This window comes from Achromobacter sp. CF-sbj1-Ac2-l (genome assembly GCF_052698165.1).
On sequence record NZ_CP199855.1, the window covers coordinates 4,973,173 to 4,999,949 of the forward strand.

Genomic DNA, 26,777 nt, shown 5'->3' on the forward strand with positions numbered 1-26,777 from the left:
CGCTCGCGCGCGCCTCGTGCAAAAGGATTAGTCCCTCGTCCGAATGGCGGTCTTGAAGCCCCCCTGGCGCTTCGCTACCGTAGGCTTTCGCATTCGACCCCGGGGCTGCCTGCATGTCCGCGTCGCCGTCCGGAGCGGCGCCGCCCGCTTCCGCTGAAACCCGCCCGCCCACGCCCGGCCAGGCCTCGCGCTTTTTGGCGCAGGCCACCTTCGGCCCGACGCCGGCGCTGATCGACGCGGTGGTGCGCGACGGCTACGCCGGATGGCTCGACACGCAACTGGCGCTGGCGCCCTCGCAAAGCCATTTCGACTGGCTGCTGCAGCAAGGCAAGGACACCGAGGCCTACAAGGGCAACGGCATCAACGCGCCGCTGGAATCGACGCTGTGGCGCAAGTTCATCAGCGCGGAAGATCAGGTGCGCACCCGGGTGGCGTTCGCGCTGTCGGAGATCTTCGTGGTCGGGGTGGCGTCAATCACCGCCAACTGGCCGCTGTTCGGCGCCGCCGGCTTCATGGACCTGCTGGCCGAGCATGCCTTCGGCAACTACCGGGACCTGCTCACCGCCGTCACCCGCAATCTGTCGATGGGCTGCATGCTGACCTATCGCGGCAACCGCAAGGAAGACCCGCGCACCGGCCGCCATCCCGACGAGAACTATGCGCGCGAGGTGATGCAGTTGTTCAGCATCGGCCTGGTCGAACTGAACCGCGACGGCACGCCGCGGCTGGTGAACGGCGCCCCCGTGGAGACCTACGACAATGCCGACGTGCAGGGACTGGCCAAGGTCTTCACCGGCTGGGACCTGGACGGGCCGGAGACCGACGTGCAGTTCCACCGCCGTCCGATGGCGCTCAATCCGGCGCTGCATTCGCTGGCCGAAAAGCGCTTCCTGGGCGCGGTGATCCCGCCCGGCACCGACGGCCACCTGTCGCTCAAGCGCGCGATGGAAGTGATCAGCGCGCATCCGAACGTCGGGCCGTTCATCGGCACGCAACTGATCCAGCGGCTGGTCACCAGCAATCCCAGTCCGGCCTACGTCGAGCGGGTGGCGACGGTGTTCGACGACGACGGCCATGGCGCGCGCGGCAATCTCAAGGCCGTGGTGCGCGCCATCCTGCTGGACGACGAAGCGCGCCACCCCGACCTGTCGGCGCCCGGCTGGGGCAAGGTGCGCGAGCCCATCCTGCGCTTTTCCGGCTGGGCGCGCGCCTTCGGCGCCACCTCCACCAACGGCGCCTGGGCCATGCCCGACACCACCGACAACACCATCCGGCTGGCGCAGAGCCCGATGCGCTCGGCCAGCGTGTTCAATTTCTTCAGGCCGCGTTACACGCCCCCCGTCACCGAGCTGGCGCGGCGCGGCCTGGTGGCGCCGGAACTGCAGATCACCGATGAAACCAGCATCGCCGGCTACCTGAACTTCGTGGCCATCTACGTCGATCGCGGCTGGGAAGACCTGCAGACGCCGTACACTGCCGAGATCGCGCTGGCCGCCGACGCCGACGCGCTGGTGGCGCGCATCGTGCTGCTGCTGGCGGGCGACGCCTTCAGCGCGGCGACGGCGCAGGCCATCGCGCAGGCGGTCGACACCTTGCCGCGCGCACGGCCGCGCGACCGCGTGCGCGCCGCCATCACGCTGGTGGCGGCCAGCCCTGAATACCTGGTGCAGAAATGAAGGCCGACCGCCGCGAATTCCTGCTGCGCGCCTGCGCCCTGGGCGCCACGCACGCGGCGGCGCCGCTGGCGCTGAACCTGGCGGCGCTGGGCGCGGCGGCCGCGCAGTCGGCGCCGCCGGGAGACTACAAGGCGCTGGTGTGCGTGTTCCTGTACGGCGGCAACGACCCGTTCAACACGCTGGTGCCGTTCGACCCGGGCGCCCATCGCGCCTACGCCGCCGCGCGCACCGATATCGCGTTGCCGCGCCAGGCGCTGCAAGCCACCGCGCTACGCGGCGCCGCGCCCGCCGCCGACGGCGCGCAGTTCGCGCTCGCGCCATCGCTCGCGCCGCTGGCGCCGCTGTTCGAGCGCGGCGAGATGGCGGCGGTGCTGAACGTCGGCCCGCTGGTGGTGCCCACCAGCAAGGCGGACTATATCGGCGCGCGCGTGCCGCTGCCGCCCAAGCTGTTTTCGCACAACGACCAGCAGTCATACTGGCAGGCGCTGGCGCCGGAAGGCGCGTCCTCCGGCTGGGCCGGGCGGCTGACGGACCTGTACGCCGACATCAACGCGCAGCGCAGCTTCACCGGCATCACCGCCGGCGGCAGCACCGTGCTGCTGGCCGGCCGCCACGTCGCCGGTTACCGGGTCGGCGTGAACGGCTCGACCCGCATCGAACTGCTGACGCGCGACATGTACGGCTCCAGCGCCTGCACCGCCTTGCTGCGCCAGTTGATCACGCAGCCGCGCGAGCACCTGATGGAACGGGAAATGTCGCGCATCGCGACGCAGTCGATCGATGCCGACGCGCGGCTGCGGTCGGCCTTGTCTGGCGTGGCCGTGCCGGGCGATTTCGACTCGCCGCTGGCGCAGCAGTTGAAGATCGTGGCCCGCATCATCGCGGCGCGCCAGGCCCTTGGGGCGCGGCGCCAGGTATTCTTCGTGTCGCAGAACGGCTACGACAACCACACCGGCCTGAACGACGCCCACCCGGCCCTGCTCAAGGAGCTGGGCCAGGCGCTGGCCGCCTTCCAGACGGCGCTGGCGGGCCTGGGCGTGGCGCGCCAGGTCACCACCTTCACCGCTTCGGAATTCGGCCGGACGCTGGGATCGAACGGCAACGGCTCGGACCACGGCTGGGGCGCGCATCATTTCGTGCTGGGCGGCGCCGTCAACGGCGGGCGCTACCACGGCACGCATCCGCAGATCGCGCCCGACGGCCCCGGGTTCGTGGACAACGGCCGGCTGCTGCCGACGCTGGCGGTGGAGCAACTGGGCGCGGCGCTAGGCGGCTGGTTCGGCGCCAGCCCGGACGACCTGCGGCTGGTGTTTCCGAACCTGCGCCACTTCGACGCCTCGCCCTTGGCGCTATTTACAGCGCCGCGTGAATCGTCGACGCCAGCTTCTTCCACTTGACGGCTTCGTCGCGCACGAACGCCGCCAGCTCGGCCGGCGTGCTGGTGCGCACCTCGGCGCCCTGGTCGTCGATCTTGGCGGCCACGGCCGGATCGTTGAGCGCGCCATTGAGCGCGGTGTTCAACTTGGCGACCACCTGCGGATCGGCGTTGGCGGGCGCGAACACGGCGTACCACTGCGCCACGTCCACGCCCGGCACGCCAAGCTCGGCCAGCGTCGGCATGTCGGGCAGCACCTTGGCGCGGCGCGTGCCGGCCACGCCCAGCGCGCGGATCTTGCCCGACTTCAGGTGCGGATAGGCGCTGAACAGGCTGGGGAACATGACCTGGGTGACGCCGGCCAGCGTGTCCGTCATGGCGGGGGCCGAGCCCTTGTAGGGAATCTCCAGCATGGCCGCGCCGGTGGCGCGGTTGAACAGCTCGCCCGCCACCGCCGGCGCCGTGCCCGGGCCGGCCGAGGCGTAGCTCAGGCCGTCGGGGTGGGCCTGGCCATACTTGAGCAAGCCCGGCACGTCCTGCACGCCGATGCTGCTGGACACCACCATGAGCGTGGGCGAGTCGGCCACCATGCCGATGGCGGTGAAGTCGCGCACCGGATCGTAGTTGAGCTTCTGCAGCGCGGGGTTGATGCCGTGCGTGCCGATGTAGCCCAGCATCAGGGTGTAGCCGTCGGCCGGCTGGCGCGCCACGTAGTCGGCGGCGATGGCGCCCTGCGCGCCGGGCTTGTTGACCACGATGACGGTCTGGCCCAGCAGTTCGCCCATCTTCTGCCCGATCACGCGGGCCAGGGTGTCATTGCCGCCGCCGGCGGCGGTGGGCACCACCATGGTGATGGCGCGTTCGGGGAATTCGGCGTGGACGGCCGGGCTGGCCAGGGCCAGGCAAAGCGCGGCGGCACCCAGCGTGCCGCGAGTGGGGAAAACCATGTCATGTCTCCTGATGGTTCTGTTGGCGGTCTCTGCGGACCGCTGCGTCTCGAGTCTTTTTTATGCCGCCACCGGCTGGCGCGAGGCCAGCCGGGCGCGGGCGTCCTGCTCCTGCCGCGCCGCGCCGTAGCGCCCCGGCACATAGAGCAGGCCCTTCATGATCTTGCGCGCGGTGCGCACCAGGCCGGCGGCCTGTACCTCGCCGCTGGCGTCATCCAGCTTCACGTCGATGTCCATGCCGCCCGACGGGTGTTCGATGCGCACGCCGCGGTAGCCCGGCCGCGGCGCCGGGCCGCCGCAATCATGCGCCACCGTGCCAGGCATGAGGAAGGCGGCCGCCACGCCCACCGCGCCGGTGGCGGCATGGGCGCGATGGCAGGCATGCGGCGTGAAGTAGCGCGAGCGCAGCGACAGGACGGCGGCATCGCTGCCCGGCGCCAGCAGCACCGGCTTGGGGATGACGCTGTCCGACACGTCGCCCAGGCCCATGCGGGCGCCGGCTTCGCGACGGATGCGTTCCAGGCGCGCCAGCAGCGCGACGTTGGCGTCCAGCTCGGCGGGCGATTCGTCGCCACGCAGGCCGAAGTCGGCGGCGCGCAGCAACACCATCGGCATGGCGGCGTCGATCAGCGTGGCGGCCACGCCGTCCACCTTCTCCTGGCGCTGTCCGGTCGGGAACAGGCGGCCGGTGACCGCCCCCCAGGCGTCGAGGAAATTCAGGCGCACGGGCGCGGCGGCGCCCGGCACGCCGTCGATGCGCGCCTCGCCTTCATAGGTCAGGCGGCCGCCCGGCGTCTGCACCACGGCCTCGATCACGGCGCCCGTGTTGACGTTGTGCACCCGCACCGAGGTTTCGCCGTCGGCCGCGGCGATCAGGCCCTCGTCGATGGCGAAGGGCGCGGCGCCAGACAGCATGTTGCCGCAGTTGGGACGGGTGTCGACGCTGGCGCGGTCCACCGAGACCTGGGCGAACAGATAGTCGATGTCGCAGTCGGGCCGGGTCGAGCGCGACACGATCGCGACCTTGCTGGTCAGCGAGTTGCCGCCGCCCAGGCCGTCGACCTGCAGCGCATGGGGCGAGCCCATGGCCTGCAACAGCAGCCGGTCGCGGTCGGCGGGATCGGCCGGCAGCCAGTCGCCAAGAAAAAAGGGGCCGCGGGAGGTGCCGCCACGCATCAGTACGCAAGGGATGATCGTTTCCATGCCGTGCATTCTGCGACGACGCGGCTATTATTTGAATTGCAACTTACGGATGGATTAATGCATGGCACGCATCAATTTCGATTTGCAGGAATTGCAGGCTTTCGTGGCCGTGGCCGAGCGCGCCAGTTTTCGCGCCGCCGCCGAAGACCTGAACCTGTCGCAGCCCGCGCTCAGCCGCCGCATCGACAAGCTGGAGGACCTGCTGGGCGCGCGCCTGCTGGAACGCACCACGCGCCGCGTGGCGCTGACGCACGTCGGCCGCATCTTCCTGGAACGGGCGCGCGGCGCCATCGACGAACTGGAACGCGCGGTGCTCAGCATCGGCGACCTGGCGGCGCAGCGCGGCGGGCTGGTGACCGTGGCCTGCGTGCCGTCGGTGGCCTACTACTTCCTGCCCGCCATCATCCATGACTACGCCCAGCGCTTTCCTCGGATACGGGTCCGCATCATCGACGAGACCGCCCACACCGTGCTCAACAGCGTGGTGACCGGCCGCGCTGACTTCGGCATCAGTTTTTTCGGCACCCAGGAGCCCGACGTGGATTTCAAGGCGGTGCTGCGCGAGGACTTCGTGCTGGCGGTGCGGCGCGACCATCCGCTGGCCGCGCGCCGCAGCGTGTCGTGGGAAGAACTGTCGCAGGAACGCTTCATGACCGTGGCCAAGGAAAGCGGCAACCGCCTGCTGATCGACGACGCGCTGGCCAAGAGCGGCAAGCGCACCGTCAGCGCCTTCGAGGTCAGCCATGTCATGACGCTGCTGGGGCTGGTGGAGGCGGGCCTGGGCGTGGCGGCGGTGCCGCAGTTGGCGATGCCGCCGGCCGGCCACGCCACCCTGGCCGGCGTCAAGCTCGAACATCCCCGCGTCACCCGCAGCCTGGGGCTGATCTCGCGCCGGGGCCGCCCCCTGGCGCCGGCGGCGCAACAGCTCTATAACCTTATCCACCAGGCCGGCAAGAGCGCCAAGCGTGGCCCCTCCAAGCAACCCTGAAGCCGCACCATGAGCCCCCAATCCCTGGCATTGCAAGCCGCCACCGAAGACGACCTGCCTTTCCTGCTAGCGCTGCGCAAGGCGACCATGACCGAACACCTGGCGCGCGTTGACGCACCGCGGGACGATGCGCACCACCTGGCGCGCGTCCGCTACCACTTCGACGACGCCCAGATCGTCTGGCTGCACGGCCGCCCGGCGGGCCTGTTCAAGACCTTCCGCGATCCGGCCGGCTGGCGCGTCGTGCAGATCCAGATCGACCCGGCCTTCCAGGGCCAGGGACTGGGCCGGCGCCTGCTGGCGGGCCTGCTGCGGCAGGCGGACGACGAAGGCGCCCCGGTCACCCTGTCCGTCCTGAAGGGCAACCCCGCCCGCCGGCTCTACGAGTCGCTGGGCTTCATTCCCGTGGAGGAGACCGACCTGGAAATAGAAATGCGCTACGAACCCGCCCCGCCCGCCGGCGGCCACGCCTGACAGCGGCCGTCGCGAAGGGCCCGCGCGAGGCTCGGTTGGATCGTCATCCCCGGCCCTCCACTTTTTTTCCCGCGGCGGAATATTCCCGTTCGCCCCGGCGTCTGTAGAGGGCAGTCCCCCACTTTCCCATCTACGAGGCACGACATGCGTACTCAAATCGCCGCAGCCCTGGTTCTCTCCTCCGCCGCCCTGTTCTCGGCCGGCGCCCACGCCCAGGCCGTCAAGACCCAGGACGGCATCCTGGTCAACAGCGCCGGCATGACCCTCTACACCTTCGACAAGGATGCCGGCGGCAAGAGCGCCTGCAACGACCAGTGCGCCAAGATCTGGCCGCCCGTCACCGCCGCCGCCGACGCCAAGGCCTCGGGCGACCTGAGCATCATCACCCGCGACGACGGCTCCAAGCAGTGGGCCTACAAGGGCAAGCCGGTCTACCTGTATGCCAAGGACACCAAGCCGGGCGACAAGACCGGCGACAACTTCAAGGACGTCTGGCACGTCATCAAGCCCTGATCCGGCCTGAGCCGTCCCTCCACGCCCGACCATGCGCGCCGACGACGAAGCCGCGATCCTGGCCTGCATCCCCAGCCTGCGGCGCTACGCCCGCGGGCTGACGGGCGACCCGCACCGGGCCGACGACCTGGTGCAGGACACGCTCGAACGGGCCTGGAGCCGCTACTCGCGCTGGCAGCGCCGCGGCGAGCTGCGGGCCTGGATGTTCGGCATCATGCATAACCATTTCATCGACGGCGTGCGCGCCAGCCACCGGCAGGCCGAACAGGCCGGCGCGGGCGACCTGCCCGACGTGCCGGTGCGCGCCACGCAGACCGACCACCTGGAGGTGCGCGACCTGGACCGCTGCCTGCAAGGCCTGCCGGCCGAGCAGCGCGAAGTATTGCTGCTGGTGTGCGTGGAAGACCTGTCGTACCAGGAAACCGCGCAGGTGCTGGGCGTGCCGATGGGCACGGTCATGTCGCGCCTGTCGCGCGCCCGCGAACGGCTGGGCGCCCTGATGCAAGGCCAGGAACCCGCCAGCCGGCTCCATCGCGTGAAATGACATGAACGACAAACGCCTCCACGCCGTCCCTACCGCCGGCAACCCGATCACCGAAGCCGACCTGCACGCCTACGCCGACGGCCAGTTGCCGCCCGGCCGCCACGCCGAGGTCGACGCCTTCCTCGCCGCCCACCCGCAGGACCTGGCCCGCGTCCAGGCCTGGCAAGCCCAGCGCCGCGCCCTGCACGCCCTGCTGGACCCGGTGCTGGACGAACCGCTGCCCCTGCGCCTGCCGCTCTCGCCCCCCGCCCGACGCCTGCCGTGGCGCGCCCTGGCGGCCGGCATCGCCATTGCCGCCATCAGCGCCAGCAGCGCCTGGCTGGCGCGCGGCGCCCTGGACGCCCGCCACCTGCAGACCGTATTGGCCACCGCCGCCCCCGACCGCGCCGCCGGCGGCTACGCCCAGCGCGCCGCCATCGCCCACGCCGTCTACGCCCCCGACATGGGCCGCCCCGTCGAGGTCAGCGGCGACAACGAAAAGGCCCTGGTCACCTGGCTCACCAAGCGCCTGGGCGCCCCCGTGCGCGCTCCCTCGCTGACCCATGCCGGCTACGACCTCGTCGGCGGCCGCCTCCTGCCCGGCGGCAGCGGCCCCGTCGCCCTCTTCATGTACGGCGCTCCCGACGGCCAACGCCTGACCCTCTACGTCACCCGCGAAGCCACCGGCGGCCAGACCGCCTTCCAATTCACCCAGGAAGGCCCCGTCCGCGTCTTCTACTGGGTCGAAGGCCAATTCGGCTACGCCCTCTCCGGCGCCGTCAGCCGCGACGAACTGCAGCGCGTCTCCGAAGAAGTCTACAAACAACTGCAAGGCTGACCCCGGGGCTGGCGCGCCCGGCGAGCGCCAATCCGCCCGCGGGTTTCACAAAGCCCCTGGTCAGACACCCTCGTTCGAGAATCAGCTGCCCTCCCACAAAGCGCACCGCAAAGCGCGCCCCCCATCGCCGCCACTTCGCGCAGCGACCACACCCCGACGCCCCACCCGATGTATGCCAAAAACGGCTGCCCGCGCAGCCGTTTTTGGCGGGCCCCGCAAACTCCTCCGCCCCACCCCGACGTTGAATAGAACGCCAAGAAAACCGCCCTCCCCCCAATCCGTCGCAGGAAGACAGACGAGCGGCGGGGCGAGGCTGGCGGGCGGGTGCGGGGCGTGTAGATGCGCCCGACGGAATCTGAAGGGAAGGCCGAAGGCCTGGACGAAGATGAGGAAGGGGTAGTCCGGAGCGAACGCTCCGGACCGCAATCGTAGCCCCGCACCCGCCCGCCAGCCTCGCCCCGCCGCGCCTTAAGAACCCTCCCGAGCCACATGCAACATATGCAACGTAATCTTCCTCACCTCAGCCTTGCTCATCTCAACATGCCCCCGCAACATCCTCCCCGCCGCCTCCCCCCGCCGCGCCAGCACCGCCCGCAAGATCGCCCCATGCTCCTCATACGTCGCATCCACCCGGAACTCCTTGGTGAAATCCAGCCGACGCACGATCCGGATCTTCTCCGTCACCTCCCGATGGATCAGCGCCATCTCCGCATTCCCGGCAGCCGCCACCAGTGAGCAGTGAAACGCCTCGTCCAGCTCCGCCACCATCCGCCCATCCAGGATCCGCTGCGCCGGCGGCACCAGCCACACATCCGTCAACGCCCCCAGCAGGCCGCTATCGTCCATGTGCTCGCGCGCGCACAACCGCTCGACCGCCGCCAGCTCCAGCACCACGCGCACGTCGTACAGCGCCTCGAAGCGCTCGAAATCGAACGGCCGCACCTGCCAGCCGCTGCGCGGACTCGGCAGCACGAAGCCCTCGCGCTCCAGCCGCGCCAGCCCCAGCCGCACCGGCGTGCGGCTCACCCCCAGCCGCAACGCCAGCTCCGCCTCGGTGAAACGGTCACCCGGCAGCAGGCGGAAGTCGAACAGCTCATCCTTGATGCGCTGGTAGACCTGGTCCGCCAGCGACCCGGCCAGCACCGGCGCCTGCCGCAGCGCCGGGCTGATGCTGACGGGGTCGCGCATGCCGCTCAGGTCACGGGGCACGTCGCGTCCTCGGCCAGCACCAGCAGCGCGTCGCCGGCATTCACCGGCTTGCCCGGCACGCAGCGGATCGCCGTGACCGTGCCCGACACCGGCGCGATCACCGACAGTTCCATCTTCATGGCTTCCACCACCACCAGCGTGTCGCCCGCCGCCACGCTCTGGCCCACCTGCACCGGGATCTTCCAGATGTTGCCGCACATGTCGGCGCTGACCAGCCGTTCGCCATCGCGCAGCGGGGTCTGCGTCTCGGGCGCGGCCTCGGCCGGCGCCACCGCCACGTCCTCGTGCTTCCACAACGCCACCTCGGCGTCGAACGCCGTCTTCTGGCGCGCCTGGAACGCGCCGATGCTGTCGGCCTGCTCGGCCAGGAAGCGCTGGTGCGCGGCGAAGTCGAACACCTCCTCCTCGATCCGCACCGTGGCGCGGCCCTCGCGGAAGTCCTCGCGCAGCGTATCGAGTTCGGCCTCGCTCACCGGATAGAAACGCACCTGGTCGAAAAAGCGCAGCAGCCACGGCTTGCCGTCCTGGAACACCGGGTTCTTCAGGAACTTGTTCCAGATCGGCAGCGTGCGGCCCACCAGTTGATAGCCGCCGGGCGAGTCCATGCCGTAGATGCACATGTAGACGCCGCCGATGCCCACCGTGCCCTCGGCCGTGAAGGTGCGCGCCGGGTTGTACTTGGACGTCAGCAGCCGATGGCGCGGATCGATCGGCACCGCGCACGGCGCGCCCAGGTAGACGTCGCCCAGGCCCATGATGAGGTAGCTGGCGTCGAACACGATGCGGCGCACGTCCTCGCGGCTGGCCAGGCCGTTGATGCGCTGGATGAAGTCGACATTGTTCGGCAGCCACGGCGCGCTGGCGCGCACCGTTTCCTGGTAGCGCTGCACCGCGCCCAGCGTGGCCGAATCCTCGAACGCCATCGGCAGGTAGACCACGCGGGTCGGCACCTTCAGCGTCGCCACGTCGGCCAACTGTGTTTCGATCTCCAGCAGCCGCGCGATCAGCGCCTGTTGCAGGATCACGCGGCTGTCGTAGCGGATCTGCAGCGAGCGCACGCCTGGCGACAGCTCGCGCACGCCATCGATCGGCCGCGCCGCCAGCGCCTCCATCAGCAGGTGGATGCGCATGCGCAGCGCCAGGTCGAGCACGTTGTCGCCATACTCCAGCAGCAGGTAGCCGTCGCCCGCCTGGCGGTACGACACCGACGGCCGGCTGCCCGTCGCCGGCAGCGCCGCGATGATGGTTTCCGAGGCCGTGGCGGGCGGCGCCGACGGCGTGGTGGCCTGCGGCGCCACGGCGCGCAGTTGTTCGACGCTGTGGTCCTGCGCCGCCTCGCGCGCCACCGCCTCGGCATAGTCGATGCGCACGAAGCGGATGCGGTCGCCCGGCTTGACCTGGCCCACCTTCCACAGCTCGGCGCGCGCGATCGTCACCGGGCAGACGAAACCGCCCAGGCTGGGACCGTCGCGCGTCAGGATCACCGGGCTGTCGCCGGTGAAGTTGATGCTGCCGATGGCGTATTCGCAGTCATGGATGTTGGACGGATGCAGGCCGGCCTCGCCGCCGTTCTCGCGCGCCCAGGTCGGCTTGGGGCCGGTCAGGCGCACCCCCAGGCGATTGGAGTTGTAGTGCACCTCCCAATCGGCGGCGAAGAAGGCATCGATGGCCTCGGGGCGGAAGAAGTCCGGCGCGCCATGCGGGCCGTACAGCACGCCGATCTCCCAGGTGTTGCCATAGGCGGGGATCAGTTCGGCCGGCGCGGCCTGCGGCGCGCTCACGGGCGCCTGGGCGTTCGCGGCCGGCAGCTCGGGACGCACCAGCGACAGCATGTCGCCGACCCGCAGCGTGCGGCCGGCGTGGCCGCCGAACTGGCCCAGCGCGAAGGTCGAGCGGCTGCCCAGGTAGACCGGCACGTCCAGCCCGTTGCGCACCGCCAGGTACGTGCGGCAGCCGGACAGCGCGCGGCCCGTGGCCAGCACCTGGCCCGAGCGCACCGTGACCGGCTGCCACATCGGCACCGGCTCGCCATCAAGCGTGGCGGCGCATTCGGCGCCGGTGAGCGCGACGATGGCATCGCCATGAAAGCGCAGCGTCGGCCCGACCAGCGTGGCCTCGATGCCGGCGGCGTCGGGCGCGTTGCCGACGATGCGGTTGGCCAGGCGGAAAGCGTAGTCGTCCATCGGCCCCGACGGCGGCACGCCGATGTCCCAATAGCCGGTGCGGCCCGGGTAATCCTGCACGCTGGTGTAGGTGCCGGCTTCCAGCACCTCGATGGCCGCGGGCTGGTAAGTGAAGCCTTCGAGGAAGCGCGTCGACAACTGGCCGGCGCGGAAGCGCGCGTCGGCCACGATCTGGCGCAGGTAGTCCAGGTTGGTGGCGATGCCGTGCAGGCGGGTGTGCGCCAGCGCGTCGGCCAGCTTGTCGAGCGCGGCCTCGCGGGTGTCGGCGTGCACGATCAGCTTGGCCAGCATCGGGTCGTAGAATGGCGGCACCTCGGTGCCCGTCGCGACCCAGCCGTCCAGCCGCACGCCTTCAGGAAAATGCACCTCCGTCAGCACGCCGGGCGACGGCTGGAACTGGCGCAGCGGGTCTTCGGCGTACAGCCGCACCTCGATCGACGCGCCTTGCGGCGCGCGCGACATCGCGGCCAGGTCGAGCGGCTCGCCCGCCGCCACGCGCAGCATGCATTCGATCAGGTCCAGCCCGGTCACCGCCTCGGTCACCGGGTGCTCCACCTGCAGGCGGGTGTTGACCTCCAGGAAATAGAAGCTGTCGCGCGCCGGATCGTAGATGAATTCGACCGTGCCGGCCGAGCGGTAGGCCACCGACTCGCCCAGCTTGACCGCCGCGTCCAGCAGCGCCGCGCGGGTCGCGGCCGGCAGGTGCGGGGCGGGAGTTTCCTCGATCACCTTCTGGTTGCGCCGCTGCACCGAGCAATCGCGTTCGCCCAGCGCCAGCACGCGGCCGGCGCCGTCGCCGAAGATCTGCACCTCGACGTGGCGGGCGTTGTCCACGTAGCGCTCGATGAAGGCGCCGCCGTCGCGGAAGAAGTGCTCGCCCATGCGCTGCACGCTGTCGAACGCCACCGTCAGTTCGGCCTCGTTGTCGCAACGCGACAGGCCGATGCCGCCGCCGCCCGCCGTGCTCTTGAGCATCACCGGATAGCCGATGCGCTCGGCCTGCGTCAGCGCCTCGCCCAGGCTGGCCAGCAGGCCCGTGCCCGGGGTCATCGGCACGCCGGCGTCGGCCGCCAGTTCACGCGAGCGGTGCTTCAGGCCGAACTCGCGGATCTGCAGCGGCGTGGGACCGACAAAGGCGATGCCCGCGGCCTCGCAGGCTTCCGCGAACTCGGCGCTCTCCGACAGGAAGCCGTAGCCGGGGTAGATGGCCTGCGCGCCGTGCTCGCGCGCGGCCGCCAGCAGCAGGTCGGTGCGCAGATAGCTGTCGACGGCCTTCTCGCCGCCCAGGGCCACGGCCACGTCGGCCTCGCGCACATGGGCCGCGTTGCGGTCGGGATCGGAATACACGGCAACGCTGCGGATGCCCAGGCGTTTCAGGGTACGGATGGCGCGGACGGCGATTTCGCCACGGTTGGCGATGAGGACGGTATCGAACACGGTTCGGCTCCCAGGGGCGATTGGCATTAGCGGGGGGTGGCGTTCAGGCTGGCGAGGTAGGCGCGCCAGCCGCCGAAGGCGGTGATGTCGCGCGCGCCCTCCAGGCCGCGCGGCTCGCAGATGAAGCCCTTGACCTGGCGGCCGTCATGCAGCGTCAGCGTGCCGATGCCCAGCGGCGCGGGGATCTCGGCCACGAAGGCGCCGAACGCCGCCAGCGGGATGTCCCACAGCTCCACCTCGATCGGCGCGCCGCTGTCGGACTTCACCAACCCCGGCTTGGGCGGCGTGGTGTTGGCCAGCGCATAGAGCCGGTAGTCGGCGGCGGTGCGGGTCTTTTCGACCAGCACCGCGCGGCGCGAGGTCAGTTGGTGGTTCAGGGGCATGCCCGTCAGGTGCGCGCCCACCACCGCGACCCGCAGCAGTTCCGGGTCGGCGGCGGGCGGCCCCATCGGCGGCAGCGGCTGGCCCGTGGCGCCCAGCGGCAGGCCGCGCAGCGCCTGCCATTGGCGGCCGAAGCGCGCCAGGGCGCGGTCCTGCCAGGCCATGCCGATCAGCGTGATGCCGGCCGGCAGGCCGTCGCCGCGCATGCCGGCCGGCAGCGCGAGCGCGGACAGGTCTGCCAGGTTGGCGAAGTTGGTGTAGATGCCCAACTGCGAATTGAGACGCACCGGGTCGGCCTGCAACTGCGCGATGGTGTAGATCGACGGCGAGGTCGGCACCACCAGCGCGTCGAAGCCTTGCAGCGACTGGTGGATGCGGCGCGTCAGCTCGGCGCGGCGGTATTCGGCCTTGAAGGCGTCGAGCGCGCTGTAGTTGGCCGCGCCTTCGACGATGCTGCGCACCACCGGGTGGATGGCCTCGGGGTTGTCGCGCCACAGCGACTCGACAGCGGCGAAACGCTCGGCCACCCAGGGCCCTTGATACAGCAGCGCCGCCAGCTCGGCGAAAGGCGAGAAGTCAATCGGCTCGATCACCGCGCCCGCGGCCTTGAGCGCCTGCACCGCGGCCTCGAACGCGGCGGCGGCCTGCGCATCGCCGAAGAACTCCAGGCGATCCGGCACGGCCAGCCGCGGCGTGGCGGGCCAGGGCGCGGCGGCGCCGGCCGGCTGTGCGCGCGAATACGGATCGCGCTCGTCATAGCCCCCGGCGATGCCGGCCACGCGTTCGGCATCGTCCACCGTCAGCGCGAAGATCGACACGCAGTCCTGCGTGCGGCAGGCCGGCACCACGCCGGCGGTGCTGAGCCAGCCCTTGGTCGGCTTCAGGCCGACGATATTGTTGAAGCCCGCCGGCACGCGGCCCGAGCCCGCGGTGTCGGTGCCCAGCGAAAACGCCACCAGCCCGCGCGCCACCACCGAGGCGGAACCGGAACTGGAGCCGCCACTGATGTATTCGGGGTTGAAGCTGTTGGCCACCGCGCCATGCGGCGAGCGGGTGCCGACCAGGCCCGTGGCGAACTGGTCGAGGTTGGTCTTGCCGATCAGGATGGCGCCGGCCGCGCGCAGGCGCCGCACGACGGTGGCGTCTTCGTCCGGCGTGTAGGCGAACTCGGGGCAGGCCGCCGTGGTCGGCCAGCCGGCCGCGTCGATGTTGTCCTTGATGGCGAACGGCACGCCGTACAGCGGCAGGCGGGCGCGGTCGCCGCCGGCGGCGGCCAGCAACAGGCGCAGGTCGTCGAGCTGGCGCGCCAGCACCGGCGCGCTGACCCGCGAGATCCACGCGTTGTCGGCGGCGGCGTCCGGCGCGGGCAACAGGGACGGCAACAACGTATCCGGGGTCACCCCGTCGTTTTCATAGGCCGACAGCCATTGCGCGATCGTCCAACCGATGGGGCCCTGCTGCGTTGCTACGGCATTCATGCTGGAATCCTCTCTTGTATACAAGTACGGATTCCCAAGCAATACGCGTGCCATGTCGGCCGCGCCCCGCGCCGCCACTGCGCGCGCCGGGTGGCGGCGCCACGCCGGGCGCCTCGCGCGCTTGGCCGCCGCACCCTGAGCGGGCAAGGTCCGCACCGATTTTGTGCACGCGGCACCAGATTGAACCGTGCCGTCGTCGTCCCGCCGCCACCGCCGGCACGCCCCTTTCCCTATCGCTCCATACAGCGCATCGCGCCCCCCGATGCGCCTGGCACGCCTTTTGCTTTTGAGTCCTGGTCACGCCCTTGCTTCGGCAGGGCCGCGCGCAGAGGTAGTTGGATGCAGTCCCAGGCTTTGAGACCGTTATCGCCGGCGCCGCCGGCTTCTTCCCATCCAGGAGTCACCATGAAACGCAGACTAGCCCTCAAGCAATTGACCGCCGCCAGCCTATTGGCCATGTCCGGCTGGATGCCGCAACTGTTCGCCGCCGAAGACACCATCAAGGTCGGCATCCTGCATTCGCTGTCGGGCACCATGGCCATCTCGGAGACGTCGCTCAAGGACGTGGCCCTGATGACCATTGACGAAATCAACGCCAACGGCGGCGTGATGGGCAAGAAGCTCGAAGCGGTGGTGGTCGATCCGGCCTCGAACTGGCCGCTGTTCGCCGAGAAGTCGCGCCAACTGCTGTCGCAGGACAAGGTGGCGGTGGTGTTCGGCTGCTGGACCTCGGTGTCGCGCAAGTCGGTGCTGCCGGTGTTCAAGGAACTGAACGGCCTGCTGTTCTACCCGGTGCAATACGAAGGCGAGGAGCTGGAGAAGAACGTGTTCTACACCGGCGCCGCGCCCAACCAGCAGGCGATTCCCGCCGTGGAATACCTGATGAGCGAAGACGGCGGCGGCGCCAAGCGCTTTGTGCTGCTGGGCACCGACTATGTGTACCCGCGCACCACCAACAAGATCCTGCGCGCCTTCCTGCACTCCAAGGGCGTCAAGGACAGCGACATCGACGAGGTCTACACCCCGTTCGGCCATTCCGACTACCAGACCATCGTCGCCAACATCAAGAAGTTCGCCGCCGGCGGCAAGACCGCCGTCATCTCCACCATCAACGGCGACTCCAACGTGCCGTTCTACAAGGAACTGGGCAACGCCGGCCTGAAGGCCACCGACGTGCCGGTGGTGGCGTTCTCGGTGGGCGAGGAAGAACTGCGCGGCGTCGACACCAAGCCGCTGGTGGGCCACCTGGCCGCCTGGAACTACTTCGAGTCGATCAAGAACCCGGTCAACGAGGAATTCATCAAGAAGTGGAAGGCCTACGCCAAGGCCAAGAACCTGCCCAACGCCAACACCGTGGTCACCAACGACCCGATGGAAGCCACCTACATCGGCATCCACATGTGGAAGCAAGCGGTCGAACAGGCCAAGACCACCGACGTCGACAAGGTGATCGCGGCCATGGGCGGCCAGAAGTTCAATTCGCCGAGCGGCTTCTCGATCGAGATGGACAAGACCAACCACCACCTGCACAAGCCGGTCTACATCGGTGAGATCAAGGCGGACGGCCAGTTCAACGTGGTCTGGAAGAGCAAGGGCCCGATCCGCGCGCAACCGTGGAGCCCGTACATCCCGGGCAACGAAAGCAAGCAAGGCCTTTAAACCGGAACCGGAAGCGCAGCCATGCTGAATGCGGTCATCGCGAAATTCCTGCGTCACCTCCTGCTTGCATGGCTGCTGGCCGCGCCGGCGCTGGCCGCCCACGCGGCCGCGCCGGGCGTGGATCCGGCGCTGCTGGCGCCGCTGGCGGGCGACGACACCGACGCCCGCCTGCAGGCCATCGCCGCCCTGGGCCAGCAGCCCGGCCCGGGCGCGGCCGCCGTGTTGCAGGCGCTGGGCAATGACCAACTGTATGCGCTGCCGGACGGCCGCGTGCTGATCGGCGACGGCAAGGGCCAGGCCACCGATCCGGCCACCGGCGCTTCCCTGGCGCTGCCGCCCGAGGCGGCCGCCATCGGCATCAACAACCGCTTGCGGCGCGCGATCGAGGCGGCGCTGGCCGGTTCGCGCCTGTTCTCCGATAACCCGCAGGAACGGCTGGCCGCCGCCCGCCGCCTGCAACAGACCGGCGATCCCGCCCGCCTGCCGCTGCTGGAGAAGGCGCTGGCCGCCGAAAAAGACCCGGCCGTGCGCGCCGCGCTGGAAATCGCGCAGGCCAATCTCGAACTCAAGAGCGCCGACCCCGCCGTGCGGCGCCACGCGGTCGATCTGCTCGGCCGCACCGACAACGCCGCCTTCCGGCCGACGCTGGCGGCGCTGACGCAACAGCAGGACGGCGTCTACGCCGAACCCGACGCCGGCGTGCGCGAGGCGGCCGCCAACGCGCTCAAACGCATCGACCGCCACCTGGCCACCATCGAATGGGCCGGCAACCTGTTCTACGGCCTCAGCCTGGGCAGCGTGCTGCTGCTGGCGGCGCTGGGGCTGGCCATCACCTTCGGCCTGATGGGCGTCATCAACATGGCGCACGGCGAGCTGCTGATGATCGGCGCCTACGTCACCTACCTGGTGCAGACGGCGTTCCGCGCCTGGCTGCCGGGCTGGCTCGACTGGTACGTGGCGGCGGCGCTGCCGCTGGCCTTCGTGGTCACCGCGCTGGTCGGCATGGCGCTGGAACGCACCGTGATCCGCTGGCTCTACGGCCGGCCGCTGGAAACGCTGCTGGCCACCTGGGGCATCAGCCTGATGCTGATGCAGGGCGTGCGCACGCTGTTCGGCGCGCAGAACGTGGAAGTGGGCAACCCGAGCTGGATGTCCGGCGGCTTCACCGTGCTGGGCGGCCTGGTGCTGACCTACAACCGGCTGGTCATCATCGGCTTCGCGCTGTTCGTGGTGTTCCTGGTGTGGGCGCTGCTGAACCACACCCGGCTCGGCCTGTTTGTGCGCGCCATCACCCAGAACCGGCGCATGGCCGATTGCGTCGGCGTGCCCACCGGCCGCGTCGACATGCTGGCGTTCGGGCTGGGCTCTGGCATTGCCGGGCTGGCCGGCGTGGCGCTGTCGCAGTTGGGCAACGTGGGCCCGGACCTGGGCCGCGGCTACATCGTCGATTCCTTCATGGTGGTGGTGCTGGGCGGCGTCGGCCAACTGGCCGGCACCGTCATCGCCGCGCTCGGCCTGGGCGGCGTCAACAAATTCCTGGAGCCTTACGCGGGAGCGGTCATGGCCAAGATCACCATCCTGGTGCTCATCGTGCTTTTCGTGCAGAAGCGGCCGCAAGGCCTGTTCGCCCCGCGCGGCCGGAGCGTCGAATGAAGCAGACCGCGCTGACCGATTTCAACCTGCTGGCGCGCCGGCCCCTGTTCAATGGCCGCGCCTGGGCCGCGCTGGGCGCGGGCGTGCTGCTGCTGGCGCTGGTGCCGCTGCTGAACCTGGCGTTTCCCGCCGGCCATCCGCTGCACGTCTCGGCCTACGCCGTGGCGCTGCTGGGCAAGTTCATGTGCTACGCCCTGGCGGCGCTGGCGCTGGACCTGGTGTGGGGCTACGCCGGCATCCTGTCGCTGGGCCATGGCCTGTTCTTCGCGCTGGGCGGCTATGCCCACGGCATGTACCTGATGCGCGCCATCGGCCAGGACGGCGTCTACCAGAGCCGCCTGCCCGACTTCATGGTGTTCCTGGACTGGAAGGACTACCCCTGGTACTGGGCCTTCACCGACCACTTCGCCTATGCCATGCTGCTGGTGGTGCTGGTGCCGGGCGTGCTGGCCTTCGTGTTCGGCTACTTCGCCTTCCGCTCGCGCATCAAGGGCGTGTATTTCTCCATCATCACGCAGGCGCTGACCTTCGCCGCCATGCTGCTGTTCTTCCGCAACGACACCGGCTTTGGCGGCAACAACGGCTTCACTGACTTCAAGCGCATCCTGGGTTTCGACATCACCGCGCCCGGCACCCGCGCCGCGCTGTACTGGATCACGCTGGCGGCGCTGGCCGGCGCGCTGGTGCTGGCGCGCGCCGTCACGCAGTCCAAGCTGGGCCGGGTGCTGACGGCGGTGCGCGACGCCGAGAGCCGGCTGCGCTTCATCGGCTACGACCCGCTCGGCTTCAAGCTGTTCGTGTGGACGCTGTCGGCGGTGCTGTGCGGCATCGCCGGGGCGCTGTACGTGCCGCAGGTCGGCATCATCAACCCCAGCGAGATGTCCACCGAGAACTCCATCGAGATGGTGATCTGGGTGGCCACCGGCGGCCGCGGCACGCTGATCGGCCCCATCATCGGCGCCGGCGCCGTGAACGGCCTGAAGACCTGGTTCACCAGCGTGCTGCCCGAATTCTGGCTGTATGCGCTGGGCCTGATCTTCGTGCTGGTGACCCTCTTCCTGCCCACCGGCATCGTCGGCCTCGCCCGGCGCCTGGCCGCCCGCTACCAGGAGCGACGCGCATGACCAGCACCCATACCGAAAGCGCCATGCTCGATGGCGGCCCCAGCGGCGACGCCGGCTACGGCCGCGTCAGCCCCAAGGGCCTGGACACCAGCCACGGCGCCATCCTGTACCTGGAAGGCATCACCGTCAGCTTCGACGGCTTCAAGGCGCTCAACGACCTGACGCTGGACATCGGCGTCGGCGAACTGCGCTGCATCATCGGCCCCAACGGCGCCGGCAAGACCACCATGATGGACGTCATCACCGGCAAGACGCGCCCCACCGCCGGCACCGCGTTCTTCGGCCAGAGCATCGATCTGACCACGCTGAGCGAGGCGCAGATCGCGCACGCCGGCATCGGCCGCAAGTTCCAGCGCCCCACGGTGTTCGAGCAGCACACGGTGTTCGAGAACCTGGAATTGGCGATGAAGACCGACAAGCGCGTGCGGCCCACGCTGTTCGCGCGCCTGACCGGCGAGCAGGCCGACCGCATCGGCGAGACGCTCGACCTGATCCGGCTGCGGCCCGAGGCCTTCCGCCCGGCCGGCCTGCTGTCGCACGGCCAGAAGCAATGGCTGGAGATCGGCATGCTGCTGATGCAGGAACCGCAGTTGCTGCTGCTGGACGAGCCGGTGGCCGGCATGACCGACGCCGAGACCGAGCGCACCGGCGAACTGCTCAACGAACTGCGCGGCCGCCATTCGCTGATGGTGGTCGAGCACGACATGGATTTCGTCAACCAGATCGCCGGCGACGGCAAGGTGACCGTGCTGCACGAAGGCTCGGTGCTGGCCGAGGGGCCGATGGCCAAGGTGCAGGCCGACCCGCGCGTGATCGAAGTCTACCTGGGGCGCTGACATGCTGAACGTGAACACCATCGACCAGTACTACGGCGGCAGCCATACCCTGCGCGGCGTATCGCTGGCCGTGAACCAGGGCGAATGCCTGGCGCTGCTGGGCCGCAATGGCGTCGGCAAGACCACCCTGCTCAAGTGCGTGATGGGCGTGCTGCCGGTGGCGCGCGGCGCCATCGATTTCGACGGCGCCGACGTCACCCGCCTGGCGCCGCACCAGCGCGCCGCGCGCGGCATGGCCTACGTGCCGCAGGGCCGCGACATCTTCGCCCGGCTCACGGTGGAAGAAAACATCCTGATGGGCATGGCGACCAAGCCGGCCGCGCGCGCGCGCCGCATCAAGGAGGAAGTGTTCGAGCTGTTCCCGGTGCTCAAGAGCATGCTGGCGCGGCGCGGCGGCGACCTGTCCGGCGGTCAGCAGCAACAGCTTGCGATCGCCCGCGCGCTGGTGGCCGAGCCCAAGCTGATCATCCTGGACGAACCCACCGAGGGCATCCAGCCGTCCATCATCAAGGACATCGGCCGCGTCATCCACATGCTGCGCCAGCGCGGCGACATCGCCATCCTGCTGTGCGAGCAGTACTTCGATTTCGCCCGCGAACTGGCCGACCGCTTCGTGGTGCTGTCGCGCGGCGAGGTGGTGGCCAGCGGCGACCGCGCCGCCATCGACGGCGAGGACGTGCGGCGCCATCTTTCCGTCTGAAAGGGCTTGGATATAATGCGCCGTCATGCACCTCGCCCTCTTCCTGAACCGCGGCTACGCCTGGATCGCGCTGATCGCGATCCTGTGGGCGTCGCTGGTTCCGTCGCTGGCGCATGGCAATCACCTGCCCAATGCCAGCCGCCAGGTCAGCGTGGACTACTGCGCCCCCGAGGGCCGCTCGTCCCTGACCATCGAGGTGCAAAGCGATGAAGGGGCCGGCGACCACGCCGCCCACCACGGCGACAGCAACCACTGCCCGTTCTGCCGCAACCCCCAGGCCGACCTCGGCCTCCCTCCCGCTCCCCTGACCGTGCTGCCGGCGCCCGCCAGCGGCGGCGTCACCTACCCGGCGCTGTTCTACCGCGCCTCGCACCCCCTCCACGCCTGGCGCGCGGCCCAGCCGCGCGCCCCGCCCGCGGCCTGAGCGCGCGCGCCGTTCCCCGTGGACGGCCGCCGCGCCGCCTGCGCCCGAGCCCGCGCCGCCCGTTTCCGGCGGCGACGCCCTGGAGACCCCGCGCCCGCGCCTTTTGCCGCCCCTGAACGCGGCGCCCGCGCGAGCGCGCATGCCGGCCCCCGCCGGCCTGGACCATGAAAAAACACTATGCAGCATCCCTGCTGGCCGGCGCCTGCGCGGCCAACCCGGCGTTCGCGCTGACCGCCGAACCCGCCATCGAGACCCTGCCCGCCACCCTGGTCGAAGGCGAGCGCGCCGACGACGCGCCCAACGGTCCGATCAACCTGGAACGCATCGACGGCACCGGTAGCCGCCTCGGCCTGCGCATCAAGGACACGCCGGCCTCCGTCACCGTCATCTCGCGCCAGCAGATCGAGGCGCGCGGCGCGCTCAACACCCAGGACATCGCGCGCGGCATCCCGGGCGTGAACAACGCCGCGCCCCCCGGCATGGCCGGCGCCGTCAGCTACCGCGGTTTCAGCGGCGGCCAGGTGTCGCAACTGTTCAACGGCATCTCGGTGCAGTACGACTCGGTGGCCGCGCGGCCGATCGACAGTTGGATCTACGACCGGGTCGAGGCCATCGGCGGCCCGTCGACCTTCCTGTTCGGCGCCGGCGCGGTCGGCGGCGCCATCAATTACGTCACCAAGCTGGCCGAGCGCGACACGTTCTATGAGGGCCAGTTGCGCCTGGGATCGTTCGACACGCGCCAGGCATCGGTCGGCATCAACCAGCAACTGGCCGGCTCGCCGGGCGGACGCGGCCATTACCTGCGCATCGACGCCAACACCACCGCCAGCCGCGGCTGGGTCGACGGCGAGCGCTCGAATGCCGCCCAGGTGGCGGCCTCGCTGCTGTCCGACCTGGGCGACGACGTCACGCAGACCTGGGCCTTCGAGTACCAGCGCGAACGCGTCGACCGCCCCTACTGGGGCACGCCGCTGACGGTGGGCGCGAACGGCAAGGTGAGCGGCGAAGGCCACATCCGCGGCGGCACGCGTTTCAAGAACTACAACGTCGACGACGGCCTGTACGAGCAGTCGGTGCTGTGGGCCCGTTCGCTGACGGAATGGCGCGCGGCGCCGGGCATCACGTTCAAGAACACGCTGTACTACTACCGCGCCGAACGCGACTTCCGCAACCTGGAGACCTACCGCTACAACGCCGCCAACAGCCGCGTGCTGCGCTCGGGCGCGCTGCTGCAGCGCCACGAACAGAGCCTGGTCGGCAACCGCGTCGAAGGGCTGGTCGAATCGACGCTGGCTGGCCTGCCCACCAGTTGGTCGTTCGGCGCCGACCTGAGCGTGAACAAGCAGACCCGCTATCCCACCAGCCTGCCGGCCACGGTGGACGCGGTCGATCCGTACGATTTCCAGCCGGGCTATTTCTACGACATCCCCGGCATGACGCGCGGCCACAACCCGGACCGCGACAACCGCATCCGGACGCTGGCCTTCACGCTGGAGAACCGCACGGAAGTGCTGCCCGGCGTGGCCATCGTGTCGGCCCTGCGCAAGGACTTCATCGACCTGGACCTGACCAACCGCCGCGCGGTCACGGCCAGCGCGCCGGCCTCGGCCTCGCGCAGCTATTCGCCCACCACCGGCCGGCTGGCGCTGAACTGGGCCATCACGCCGCAGGCCTCGCTCTACGCGCAATACGCCACGGCCGCCGATCCCCCGTCCGGCATCATGGCCACCGCCTCGTTCGCCGACGTGCTCAACAACGACAAGCTGACCACCGGCACGCAGAAGGAAGTGGGCGGCAAGTTCGAGTTCTGGGACGGCCGCGGCTCGGCCACCATCGCGGCCTACGAGATCACGCGCAAGCACATCTCGGCGCCCGACGCCAACAACCCGGCGGTCAGCATCCCGGTGGGCCAACAGTCGGCGCGCGGGCTGGAACTGGCCGGCGGACTGCGCCTGACGCGCACCCTGTCGCTGCAGGCCAACGTCGCCTTCGTCGATCCCAGGTACGACGACTTCTCGGAAACGGTCGGCGGCGTGCGCGTGTCGCGCAACGGCAATGTGCCGACCAACACGCCGCGGCGCGTGGCCAACGCCTGGATCGACTACGCCTTCCTGCCGGACTGGAACGCCAGCGTGGCCGCGCGCTACGTCGGCCGCGCCTACGCCGATGCCGCCAACACCGTCTGGGCGCCGTCGTACACCGTGTTCGACGCGGCGCTGTCGCATCGCATCGACCGCCACTTCACCGTCACCGGCCGGGTCCGCAACCTGACCGACAAGGTGTACGCCGCCAACGTCACCGGCACGCCGATGTTCTACCTGGGCGCGCCGCGCTCGTTCGAACTGACGCTGCAGGCGCGGTTCTGAGGACTGCCATGGACGCCATCCCCTCCCCCCGCCGCCGGGCCGCGCCGGTACCGTGGTCCACCCGCGCCAAGCGCTGGCTGTACCTGACGCACCGCTGGGCCGGCATCGTGCTGTGCCTGTTCTTCGCCATGTGGTTTATCTCGGGCGTGGTGATGATGTACGTGGGCTACCCCAAGCTCACGCCGCAGGAACGCATGACGCACCTGGCGCCGCTCGACCCGGCCCGCGTCGCCGCCACGCCGGCCCAGGCGCTGGCCGCCGCCGGCGCCAGCGACATGGCGGGCCTGAGCCTGGCCGCGCTGCGCGGCGGCGCGCCGGTCTACCTGGTGCCGATGGGCCGCGGCCGCGCGCCCAGGGTGGTGGATGCCGCCAGCGGCGCGCTGCTGCCGCGCGCCGACGCCGCGGTCGCCACCGCCAGCGCCGCGGCCTGGTTCGACGGCCGGTACGCCGCGCGCTACCAGGGCGTGGTGGAGGAGGACGTCTACACCCACTCCGGCGCGCTCGACATCCACCGGCCGCTTCACCGCATCGACCTGGACGATCCCGCGCGCACCCGGCTGTACGTCTCGTCCGCCACCGGCGAAGTGGTGCTGGACGCCACCCGCCGCGAACGGCTGTGGAACTACGTCGGCGCCTGGATCCACTGGCTGTATCCGTTCCGCGGCAATGTCTTCGATCCGTGGTGGCACGACATCGTCGTCTGGCTGTCGGTGACCGGGGTGGCCGTGGCGCTGACGGGCACGGTGGTCGGCATCCTGCGCTGGCGCTTCTCGCGCCCCTACGCCAGCGGCAGCCGCTCGCCGTATCGCGAGAACATGATGCGCTGGCACCACCTGGCCGGCCTGATGTTCGCCGGCATCACGCTCACCTGGATCTTCAGCGGGCTGATGTCCATGAACCCGTGGAAGGTGTTCAGCAGCGGCGCGGCGCCATTGGCGCAACAGGCCTACGCCGGCGGCGCCTATGCCGTCGACGCGCCGCAGGCGCCCGCCGCCGCGCTGATCCGCGCCCTGCCGGCGGCGCCGCGCGAGCTGCGCTGGCAACGGGTGGACGGCCAGGACCTGGTCCTTGCCCGCAGCGGCCCGGGCGCGCCGCGACTGCTGGCGGCCGCCGACGCGCAAGCCGTCACGCTCGACCCGGCGGCCCTGCGCGCGGCCGCCGCGCGCCTGGTGCCCGGCGCCACCCTGACGGACCTGCAGGTACTGGATCGCTACGACTTCTACTACTACGGCCGCGACGAGCACGCCATGCTCGGCCACATCGAGAAGCCGCTGCCGGTTTGGCGACTGGTGTTCGACGACCCGCAGGCCAGTTGGGTCTACCTGGACCCGCGCACCGGCCAGGTGCTGGGCCGGCAGGACCGCGGCAACCGCGCCAGCCGCTGGCTGTTCGCCTTCCTGCACAGTTGGGACTGGACCGGCCTGCTGGCGCGCCGGCCGTTGTGGGACATCCTGCTGGTGTTCCTGAACCTGGGCGGCGCGGCGCTGAGCCTGACCGGCGTGGTGATCGGCTGGCGCCGCCTGGGCCGCAAGCTGCGCGCCTGAAACCGGGCGGCGGCGAGGACCGGGCGGGAATGCACTATGCTCCTGCCTTGTCCCCGCACCCTCGCAAGGAAAACGCCATGTCCGACGTCACCATCTACCACAACCCCAAGTGCGGCACCTCGCGCAACACGCTGGCCATGATCCGCAATGCCGGCATCGAGCCGACCGTGGTGCTGTACCTGGAAACGCCGCCCTCGCGCGCCGAGCTGAAGGCGCTGTTCAAGCGCGCCGGCATTACCGTGCGCGACGCGCTGCGCGAAAAGGGCACGCCCTATGCCGAGCTCGGCCTGGATGACACATCGCTGAGCGACGACGCCCTGCTGGACGCCATCGAGGCCCACCCGATCCTGCTGAACCGCCCCTTCGTCAGCACCCCGCTGGGCGCGCGCCTGTGCCGCCCGTCCGAACTGGTGCTGGACATCCTGCCCGCGCCGCAGCAAGGCGCCTTCACCAAGGAAGACGGCGAAGCGGTGATCGACGCGCAGGGCAAGCGCATCGCCAAGTGAGGCCGCCGGGCGGAGGAAATCGCATCCAGAAGTAAATCCCTGGATTCCGCCGCATTTTGCAAGGGATTTGACGGCAAACCTGTCTACCATCGCGCCTGACCAAATCATTTCAGTCAGATGACGATTCATGGAATTCCTGGAACCCCTCAATCAGTCCCTTTTTCTTTTGATCAACGCCGATCCCGCCAGCCCCGGCTGGCGCATCCAGGCCGGCCTGATCGTCGCCAACCGACTGATCCAATTGCTGCCCATCACCCTCGCCGCGCTCTGGTTGTGGGGCGGACAGGCGCAGCGCGAGCTGGCGCTCAAGGCGCTGGCCGGCATCGGCGCGGCGCTGTTCATCAGCTACCTGTGCGGCGCGCTGTGGCCCCATCCGCGGCCGTTCACCCTTGGCCTGGGCCACGCCTTCTTCGCGCATAAGGCCACCGCGTCGTTCCCGAGCAACCACACCATCATCATCGCGACACTGGCGTTCACGCTGATATTCGACCGGCGCTGGGCCGGCTGGGGCTATGCCACGCTGCTGCTGGCTGCCGTGGTCGGCCTGTCGCGGGTCTACCTGGGCGTGCACTTCCCCCTGGACATCGCCGGCGGCCTGCTGCTGGCGCCGGTGGCGGCCGGGCTGGTCATGCCGGTCTGGCGCCGCGTCGGCGCGCCGCTGACCCTGCTGCTGCAGGCCCTGTACCGCAAGCTGCTGGCCCTGCCCATCGCGCGCGGCTGGATTCGCGCCTGAGCGTTTC

Annotated in this window: 22 protein-coding genes; 17 read left to right on the plus strand and 5 right to left on the minus strand. The window is 70.1% G+C overall.

Annotation, left to right across the window (positions count from 1 at the left end; genetic code table 11):
• Positions 1-113: 113 nt before the first annotated feature.
• On the plus strand, positions 114-1,676 hold the full coding sequence (locus ACUDCK_RS22835; RefSeq protein WP_175167492.1) for a DUF1800 domain-containing protein: 1,563 nt from the start codon (positions 114-116) through the stop codon (positions 1,674-1,676).
• Positions 1,673-3,073 (plus strand): DUF1501 domain-containing protein, encoded by a 1,401-nt coding sequence (locus ACUDCK_RS22840; protein ID WP_175142583.1) that lies wholly within the window; start codon positions 1,673-1,675, stop codon positions 3,071-3,073. Before ACUDCK_RS22835 ends, ACUDCK_RS22840 begins: the two co-directional genes overlap by 4 nt.
• Here ACUDCK_RS22840 and ACUDCK_RS22845 read toward each other — a convergent pair.
• On the minus strand, positions 3,030-3,998 hold the full coding sequence (locus ACUDCK_RS22845) for a tripartite tricarboxylate transporter substrate binding protein (RefSeq protein WP_054500946.1): 969 nt from the start codon (positions 3,996-3,998) through the stop codon (positions 3,030-3,032). The genes ACUDCK_RS22840 and ACUDCK_RS22845 overlap by 44 nt on opposite strands.
• A 60-nt stretch (positions 3,999-4,058) precedes the next feature.
• Complete coding sequence (locus ACUDCK_RS22850) at positions 4,059-5,201, minus strand: 4-oxalomesaconate tautomerase (protein ID WP_054417206.1); 1,143 nt, start codon at positions 5,199-5,201, stop codon at positions 4,059-4,061.
• 61 nt (positions 5,202-5,262) lie between these two features.
• Here ACUDCK_RS22850 and ACUDCK_RS22855 point away from each other — a divergent pair, with 61 nt between their 5' ends.
• The 5 genes from ACUDCK_RS22855 (at position 5,263) to ACUDCK_RS22875 (ending at position 8,537) form a co-directional block, all read left to right on the plus strand.
• On the plus strand, positions 5,263-6,189 hold the full coding sequence (locus tag ACUDCK_RS22855; protein WP_049075692.1) for a LysR family transcriptional regulator: 927 nt from the start codon (positions 5,263-5,265) through the stop codon (positions 6,187-6,189).
• A 9-nt stretch (positions 6,190-6,198) separates the two neighbouring features.
• Entirely contained in the window at positions 6,199-6,663 is a 465-nt protein-coding gene (locus ACUDCK_RS22860; protein WP_144655370.1) for a GNAT family N-acetyltransferase, read from the plus strand.
• Positions 6,664-6,807: 144 nt separating this feature from the next.
• Positions 6,808-7,176, plus strand: coding sequence for a COG4315 family predicted lipoprotein (locus ACUDCK_RS22865; RefSeq protein WP_175167491.1), 369 nt, complete (start codon positions 6,808-6,810; stop codon positions 7,174-7,176).
• 31 nt (positions 7,177-7,207) lie between these two features.
• Entirely contained in the window at positions 7,208-7,720 is a 513-nt protein-coding gene (locus ACUDCK_RS22870; RefSeq protein ID WP_047993313.1) for an RNA polymerase sigma factor, read from the plus strand.
• A gap of 1 nt (position 7,721) precedes the next feature.
• Positions 7,722-8,537, plus strand: a complete 816-nt coding sequence (locus ACUDCK_RS22875; RefSeq protein WP_175167490.1) for an anti-sigma factor family protein — start codon at positions 7,722-7,724, stop codon at positions 8,535-8,537.
• A 468-nt stretch (positions 8,538-9,005) separates the two neighbouring features.
• Here ACUDCK_RS22875 and ACUDCK_RS22880 read toward each other — a convergent pair whose 3' ends face one another.
• The 3 genes from ACUDCK_RS22880 to atzF are packed head-to-tail and all read right to left on the minus strand — an operon-like array spanning position 9,006 to position 15,225.
• Entirely contained in the window at positions 9,006-9,725 is a 720-nt protein-coding gene (locus ACUDCK_RS22880) for a GntR family transcriptional regulator (RefSeq protein ID WP_175168370.1), read from the minus strand.
• Positions 9,726-9,730: 5 nt separating this feature from the next.
• Positions 9,731-13,366 carry an urea carboxylase gene (gene uca, locus ACUDCK_RS22885; protein ID WP_175168369.1) on the minus strand — a complete coding sequence of 1,212 codons (3,636 nt, stop codon included), beginning with the start codon at positions 13,364-13,366 and terminating at the stop codon, positions 9,731-9,733.
• A gap of 26 nt (positions 13,367-13,392) precedes the next feature.
• Positions 13,393-15,225, minus strand: a complete 1,833-nt coding sequence (gene atzF, locus ACUDCK_RS22890) for an allophanate hydrolase (RefSeq protein ID WP_175168368.1) — start codon at positions 15,223-15,225, stop codon at positions 13,393-13,395.
• A 405-nt stretch (positions 15,226-15,630) separates the two neighbouring features.
• Here atzF and urtA point away from each other — a divergent pair, with 405 nt between their 5' ends.
• From urtA to ACUDCK_RS22940, 10 genes are all read left to right on the plus strand, one after another.
• Positions 15,631-16,884: an urea ABC transporter substrate-binding protein gene (gene urtA, locus ACUDCK_RS22895; protein WP_047993316.1), complete on the plus strand. Its 1,254-nt coding sequence runs from the start codon at positions 15,631-15,633 to the stop codon at positions 16,882-16,884.
• Positions 16,885-16,905: 21 nt separating this feature from the next.
• Complete coding sequence (urtB, locus tag ACUDCK_RS22900) at positions 16,906-18,537, plus strand: urea ABC transporter permease subunit UrtB (protein WP_049075705.1); 1,632 nt, start codon at positions 16,906-16,908, stop codon at positions 18,535-18,537.
• Positions 18,534-19,661: an urea ABC transporter permease subunit UrtC gene (gene urtC / locus ACUDCK_RS22905; RefSeq protein ID WP_006386131.1), complete on the plus strand. Its 1,128-nt coding sequence runs from the start codon at positions 18,534-18,536 to the stop codon at positions 19,659-19,661. Before urtB ends, urtC begins: the two co-directional genes overlap by 4 nt.
• Positions 19,658-20,497, plus strand: coding sequence for an urea ABC transporter ATP-binding protein UrtD (gene urtD, locus ACUDCK_RS22910; RefSeq protein WP_006386130.1), 840 nt, complete (start codon positions 19,658-19,660; stop codon positions 20,495-20,497). Before urtC ends, urtD begins: the two co-directional genes overlap by 4 nt.
• A gap of 1 nt (position 20,498) precedes the next feature.
• Positions 20,499-21,197, plus strand: a complete 699-nt coding sequence (gene urtE, locus ACUDCK_RS22915; protein WP_006386129.1) for an urea ABC transporter ATP-binding subunit UrtE — start codon at positions 20,499-20,501, stop codon at positions 21,195-21,197.
• A 25-nt stretch (positions 21,198-21,222) separates the two neighbouring features.
• The gene (locus tag ACUDCK_RS22920) at positions 21,223-21,621 is read left to right on the plus strand and encodes a DUF2946 domain-containing protein (protein WP_064524868.1); all 399 of its coding nucleotides are present in this window, start codon (positions 21,223-21,225) and stop codon (positions 21,619-21,621) included.
• 164 nt (positions 21,622-21,785) lie between these two features.
• Entirely contained in the window at positions 21,786-23,987 is a 2,202-nt protein-coding gene (locus ACUDCK_RS22925; protein ID WP_175168367.1) for a TonB-dependent receptor, read from the plus strand.
• Positions 23,988-23,995: 8 nt separating this feature from the next.
• Positions 23,996-25,531 carry a PepSY domain-containing protein gene (locus tag ACUDCK_RS22930; RefSeq protein ID WP_175168366.1) on the plus strand — a complete coding sequence of 512 codons (1,536 nt, stop codon included), beginning with the start codon at positions 23,996-23,998 and terminating at the stop codon, positions 25,529-25,531.
• Between the two features lie 77 nt (positions 25,532-25,608).
• Entirely contained in the window at positions 25,609-26,037 is a 429-nt protein-coding gene (gene arsC / locus ACUDCK_RS22935) for an arsenate reductase (glutaredoxin) (RefSeq protein WP_054500936.1), read from the plus strand.
• A gap of 127 nt (positions 26,038-26,164) precedes the next feature.
• Positions 26,165-26,770 carry a phosphatase PAP2 family protein gene (locus tag ACUDCK_RS22940; RefSeq protein WP_064524860.1) on the plus strand — a complete coding sequence of 202 codons (606 nt, stop codon included), beginning with the start codon at positions 26,165-26,167 and terminating at the stop codon, positions 26,768-26,770.
• Positions 26,771-26,777 lie beyond the last annotated feature (7 nt).